Raw genomic sequence first — 5003 nt, forward strand, 5'->3', positions numbered from 1 at the left:
GATCAAATAACAGAACAGCGTTCGAAATGGAACACCTTTTGTCTTTACAGCGTTTGAAACCTTCGCAATTTGAGATAAGCGAAAACGCAAAAAAAATGCTTCGATTGAAGATAAAACTTCAAGAGATTGATGGTCGTTTTGTGTTATAATTTTCATAACATGAACACTCCTCGATTAATTGTTAGTTAGCACTTCAATTATACCGAGTTTCCAGTGTTCATGCTTTTATTTTTGCTCTAAACCCTTGTAAGACAAGTAATGAGAATGAATTTTAGTGTTTCAAGTTTTAGTTATCGGTTAAAAATAAGGAGAGCCTTAAAAAATTCAGGCGATCTCCTTTTTTGCCTTTTCAATTTTTTTACCAAACCCATTTATACCCAACGCCCCAAACCGTCTGTAAATGGTCGTAAATCGGGAACTCCGCATCCCTTAATTTATCCCGTACGTTTCGGATATGGGAGTCAATGGTGCGGTCTTCCGTTTCAACTTGATATCCCCAAATTGAGGTTAATAATTGTTCGCGTGAAAAAACCTGGTTTGGGTGCTGCAAAAACAGCCCAAGCAGTGCAAACTCTTTCGGCGTCATGCTGACAGACTGATCCAGATAGGATACTTGGAAGGAAGCAGGATCCCATTTTAACCCGTTTTTTTCTATCGTTTCATTCAGATACTGGCTTGAACGTCTCAGGACCGCAGCAATTCTGGCGAGGAGTTCTTTCTCATCAAAAGGTTTGGATATATAATCGTCCGCGCCGATTTTCAGCCCTTTGACAACATCAGGCTTCTCTGTCCTTGCAGTTAACATGATCACCGGCACTTGACTAACCTCCCGGATTTGCCTGCAAACTTCCCAACCATCCATTTCCGGCATCATGATATCAAGAAGAACCAAGTCATATGTTTTGGTTTGAATACGGCCGACCGCCTCGGATCCTCGTGTCACCTTGTCACAAGTATATCCTGCTGGTTCCAAATACAATGCAAGCAGATTAAGCATCCTTTCCTCATCATCCACGAGCAGCAGTTTCTTCAATGATATCTCCTCCTTGAAACCAAATTTCCATGGTTGTTCCTGTACCAATATGGCTGTCTGCATGAATTTCCCAACCGTGGGCTTCAATAATTTCTTTTACAATTGCAAGACCCAGCCCTGTCCCGCCGAGTGAACGGGTCCTGGATTTATCAATCCGGTAAAACCTTTCAAAGATATAAGGCAGATCTTCCTCCGGTATCCCTTTACCATTATCCTTAATAATTAGTTTCCAAATGCCCTCTTCCTTTTTTACGGAAAGGGCGATGCGCGAATGCGGGCCGGAATATTTATAGGCGTTATCCAGCAAATTCATAATGACTTGTTCAAAACGAACCGGATCTGCAATCAGCTGGATATGGGGATTACACATCACTGTTAAGGTGATCTTTTTATTTCGGAAAGCCGGGTTTAATTTATGTTTAATTTGCTCAAGCATCGGAAGCAGCGGGAAGTTTTGCTTTTGGATTTGAAAAGAATTCTGATCCATTTTTGCCAGATCAAAAAGATTTTTAATCATATCTGACAATTTATCGGCTTCTTCGTAAATGATGTTTAAATAGGTTTCGTTATCGGCATGGTTGTTTTTCCGTGCAATATCGGCATAGCCTTTGATATAAGTCAACGGTGTCCGCAGTTCATGGGAAATAGAGGCCAGAAATTCGCTTCTTTCCTGGCGCAGGTGATTCCACTCACGGGCAAGCGTGCGAATCGATTCAGCAAGCTGGCCGAGTTCATCCTTGCTGTAAACAGGGATTTCAACAGATAAGTCACCTTTCGTGATTTTTTTCGTTGCTTCTTTCATATTAATCAGCGGCCTGGCCAAAATGCGGGACAATAAAATAATCATAATGAACGTGATGCCAAATGCCAGCAAGCCGGCGATCCAAAAGTGGTGGTTCATTTGTGAAATCAGCTGCTGCACTTGTTTCGTATCTTTAAACATATAAACATAGCCGTTTTTAAAAGGGCTGACGGATGCAATGTATTTTTCTTTTTCCCATTCACCCTCTATAATGTTCCCTTTATGTGAGACATGACTGACTGGCTTGTTGAGTATTTTGCGCATATCCCGGTCAAGCGGGCGCGAAGAAATAATGGGCTTTTTATTCTTGTTCAATACAATGACAATGAGATCCGATTTTGATTCCATCACAGCAACATGGTGAATGGTTTTTGCATCATTATATTGTTCCAGAACGTCCCGGTGGCTGTTGCCTCTCAGCAAAAGTGAGTTGAATTCATCTTTTACGCGTTCCCTGACAATATTTTGGTGTAAGAAAAAAATTACAAATCCTTCCAAGTCAATCATGATCACAAAGAAAATTAAACCGATTTTAAAGGAAATATGATTTAAATATTTCAGCATCATCACCCCCGCTCATTTGGATTCTCTGATAAAATTAACTTGCCTTCGATGAAGTTTTTACCTGTATATAGGTTTGGCCGTCTTTTCCTGGAATGACATTCACTTTTTCTCCTGTATTATAGCAGCGGTAATATTCCATATTATGTGGCGAAATCACTTTAATCACGTTTCCGTTCGCTAACTTAATTTTAGATTTACAGCGGCTTACGCCTTTTTTGTCCGCGGCGCAGTCCATATCTGTCAATACTTTTCCGGCTGTTTTCTTATTGAGCTTTCCGAATGTTAAGTTGACAGCATACAGATTATTTTTGCCGTTTTGCTGCACATTTATTTTGGCTTCTACCTGTTTCTCGCTAAGCCCGACATCGTTTTTAACTTCAGTGTTCTCTTGCTGGCTGGTTTTATTTTGGCAGCTTGCAAGGATGAGCACAAACCCCAATATTGCAATGAATCCCATTATTTTTTTATTCATCATTTTCATCTCCTGTATTTTAATTGACTTGGCATTTGATGGTATCTGCAAAAAATGATCAAAGATAGTATAAATCATAAATTTGAAGAAAGTATGCACATTGATGCATTTTATAAAAAGTTGCACGTTGTTGTGAACATAGCGTGAAGTTTAAATGAATGCTGTAAATCTCGATATTTTCTGCACTAGGAAAATTTAAGATGAAAACAGGAAAGGAGGAAACACAAATGGAATGGTTAAGTTATTTGTTGTTTCTTGCATGCCCGTTAATGATGCTATTCATGATGAGAGGGGGACATGGCCATGGTGGAGGGCATGGGCAGCATTCGCCTCAGGAACATGACCATGAGATGCATAGAAGACTTCAGAATTTAGAAGAAGAAAATCAAAGATTGAAAGAAAGAGTAGATGCATTCTCCGATTATCCGGATCAGAAGAAGACATCGTGAAAAAGGGCAGGATGAAATTTCATCCTGCCTTAAGACTCCCGCCTCAAAATTCAATGTAAAAGAAGACAGGGGGGAGATCAACTGCCTGTAAAAGTAACCATCAATGGGGGATGAGAAACCCCCTACTGATGGAAGTTTCACTTTATCTTGCGTTGCGCATGACCCATCCAAACAGGCAATGGTATAAAAAATACGCAGATATCTGCAGTTTGATTACATGGCGGCAGGGGCAAAGAATAAAGGAAGACAAAATTTGGAGGTAGATACAATGAAGATGTCCTATGAAGCATGCATCAATGCTTGCCGGGAATGTATGGAAGCCTGTAATCAGTGCTACAGCGCCTGCTTGAATGAAGACAATGTCAAAATGATGGCCGGCTGCATCCGCATGGATCGGGATTGCGCAGACATTTGTGCGTTTGCACTGCAAGCGATGCAAACTAGCAGCCCGTTTGTGAAGCAAATTTGCAGCCTGTGTGCAGAAATTTGCGAAGCATGCGGCCAGGAATGCAAGAAACACGACCAGGAGCATTGCCAAAAATGCGCCGAAATTTGTTTCAGATGCGCGGAAGCTTGCCGGGAAATGGCTTAAACGGCAAAAATTCAAAAGCCGATTCCCTTTTGAAGGAGAATCGGCTTTTGAATTTGGGGAATTTTTGGAAGGAAGCCTGAACTGGCTCGGTGTGGACCATGCTGATAATATCATGAACAATGCTAGCAAACTCCTCCACAAAAAAACAAGGATCCCAGCCAAATAGCTGAAATCCTTGTTGTTCGTGATGCGGATGAAGGGACTTGAACCCATACGGTATTTCTACCACTAGAACCTGAATCTAGCGCGTCTGCCGATTCCGCCACATCCGCAAATTATTTTGTTTCGCTGTATCAGCGACAAATTTATTATAGTACGGCTGCAAAAAAAATGCAATGCTTTTTTTAAGTTTTTCCGAAAAACTTTTTTCAACACATGTTTTTAAAAAGAAAGTGTGGACCCAAAAGCAATGGTATAAGAATATCCCGGCTGTAAATGGGAAATAAGAATCTTGTGGGTTCCGCGCTCAATTGCAGCGCCATTTTCAAAATGGAGGAGATAAAGCCATGAAGGATTTTAATCAAGCAATCGAAAAAAGGCGTTCGATTTACGCCATCAGCAGTGAAGAAGTTGTCCCGGCTGAGCGTATCCATGAACTAGTAAACCATGCGGTAAAGTATACGCCGTCTGCATTTAACTCGCAAAGTGCACGGGTAAACAGCAGTTTTCAATATTATATACACAGGTAGACAAGCACATATTTTTGGGTATATAATTCTTCTATGGAAAAACTATACAGAATGAATGAAGCCGCAGCAATATTAGGTGTAACTGTAAAAACACTTCAAAGATGGGACAAAGACAATAAAGTAACGTTTATCAGAACTCCGAGTGGAATGAGAAGATTGAGTCAAAGCGAACTGGATCGTTTGCTTGGCAACAAAAAAACGCCCAAAAAACATAAGGTTTTGGCTATATATGCCAGAGTGTCCTCCCATGAGCAAAAGAAGAAAGGGGATTTAGAAAGACAAGTTCAAATTATCAAGGAAAAAATAGACTCTCATCAATATCAAGACATTATCGTTATTGATGAAGTGGGTTCCGGACTAAACGATAAACGAAAAGGCCTCTTAAAAATAATGGAACTCGCT

The 5003-nt window shown here is 40.6% G+C and carries 6 protein-coding genes, 1 tRNA gene and 2 pseudogenes; 4 read left to right on the forward strand and 5 right to left on the reverse strand.

The genetic code is table 11. The features are described from left to right. The 4 genes and pseudogenes from C232_RS20550 to C232_RS0117950 form a co-directional block, all read right to left on the reverse strand. A pseudogene (locus C232_RS20550) lies at positions 1–156 on the reverse strand (IS4 family transposase); the annotation flags it as partial. A gap of 202 nt (positions 157–358) precedes the next feature. After that, positions 359–1033 (reverse strand): response regulator transcription factor, encoded by a 675-nt coding sequence (locus C232_RS0117940; protein WP_018665487.1) that lies wholly within the window; start codon positions 1031–1033, stop codon positions 359–361. Then, the gene (locus tag C232_RS0117945) at positions 1008–2399 is read right to left on the reverse strand and encodes a sensor histidine kinase (protein WP_018665488.1); all 1392 of its coding nucleotides are present in this window, start codon (positions 2397–2399) and stop codon (positions 1008–1010) included. The genes C232_RS0117940 and C232_RS0117945 overlap by 26 nt, the downstream gene beginning before the upstream one ends. A gap of 34 nt (positions 2400–2433) precedes the next feature. Further along, positions 2434–2871 (reverse strand): hypothetical protein, encoded by a 438-nt coding sequence (locus C232_RS0117950; RefSeq protein WP_018665489.1) that lies wholly within the window; start codon positions 2869–2871, stop codon positions 2434–2436. A gap of 227 nt (positions 2872–3098) precedes the next feature. Between C232_RS0117950 and C232_RS0117955 the strand changes: the two genes are divergently transcribed. Both C232_RS0117955 and C232_RS19685 read left to right on the forward strand, forming a co-directional pair. After that, positions 3099–3320 carry a DUF2933 domain-containing protein gene (locus C232_RS0117955; RefSeq protein WP_018665490.1) on the forward strand — a complete coding sequence of 74 codons (222 nt, stop codon included), beginning with the start codon at positions 3099–3101 and terminating at the stop codon, positions 3318–3320. Between the two features lie 268 nt (positions 3321–3588). Further along, on the forward strand, positions 3589–3912 hold the full coding sequence (locus C232_RS19685) for a four-helix bundle copper-binding protein (protein WP_081622802.1): 324 nt from the start codon (positions 3589–3591) through the stop codon (positions 3910–3912). 188 nt (positions 3913–4100) lie between these two features. Here the strand turns inward: C232_RS19685 and C232_RS0117965 are convergent. After that, positions 4101–4184 (reverse strand) — tRNA-Leu (locus tag C232_RS0117965). 234 nt (positions 4185–4418) lie between these two features. On the opposite strand from C232_RS0117965, the pseudogene C232_RS0117970 reads away from it, so the two are divergent. Both C232_RS0117970 and C232_RS0117975 read left to right on the forward strand, forming a co-directional pair. Beyond that, a pseudogene (locus C232_RS0117970) lies at positions 4419–4568 on the forward strand (nitroreductase family protein); the annotation flags it as partial. Positions 4569–4652: 84 nt separating this feature from the next. Beyond that, positions 4653–5003 (forward strand): recombinase family protein (locus C232_RS0117975; protein ID WP_169338763.1); only part of this gene is annotated, 351 nt, incomplete at its 3' end.

The sequence above is a fragment of the Heyndrickxia acidiproducens DSM 23148 genome (assembly GCF_000374345.1).
Taxonomy (GTDB): domain Bacteria; phylum Bacillota; class Bacilli; order Bacillales; family Bacillaceae_C; genus Weizmannia; species Weizmannia acidiproducens.

Coding starts and splice junctions, on each gene's coding strand:
- C232_RS19685 (WP_081622802.1), top strand. CDS start 3,589: ATGAAGATGTCCTATGAAGCATGCATCAATGCTTGCCGGGAATGTATG.
- C232_RS0117955 (WP_018665490.1), top strand. CDS start 3,099: ATGGAATGGTTAAGTTATTTGTTGTTTCTTGCATGCCCGTTAATGATG.
- C232_RS0117950 (WP_018665489.1), bottom strand. CDS start 2,871: ATGAATAAAAAAATAATGGGATTCATTGCAATATTGGGGTTTGTGCTC.
- C232_RS0117945 (WP_018665488.1), bottom strand. CDS start 2,399: ATGCTGAAATATTTAAATCATATTTCCTTTAAAATCGGTTTAATTTTC.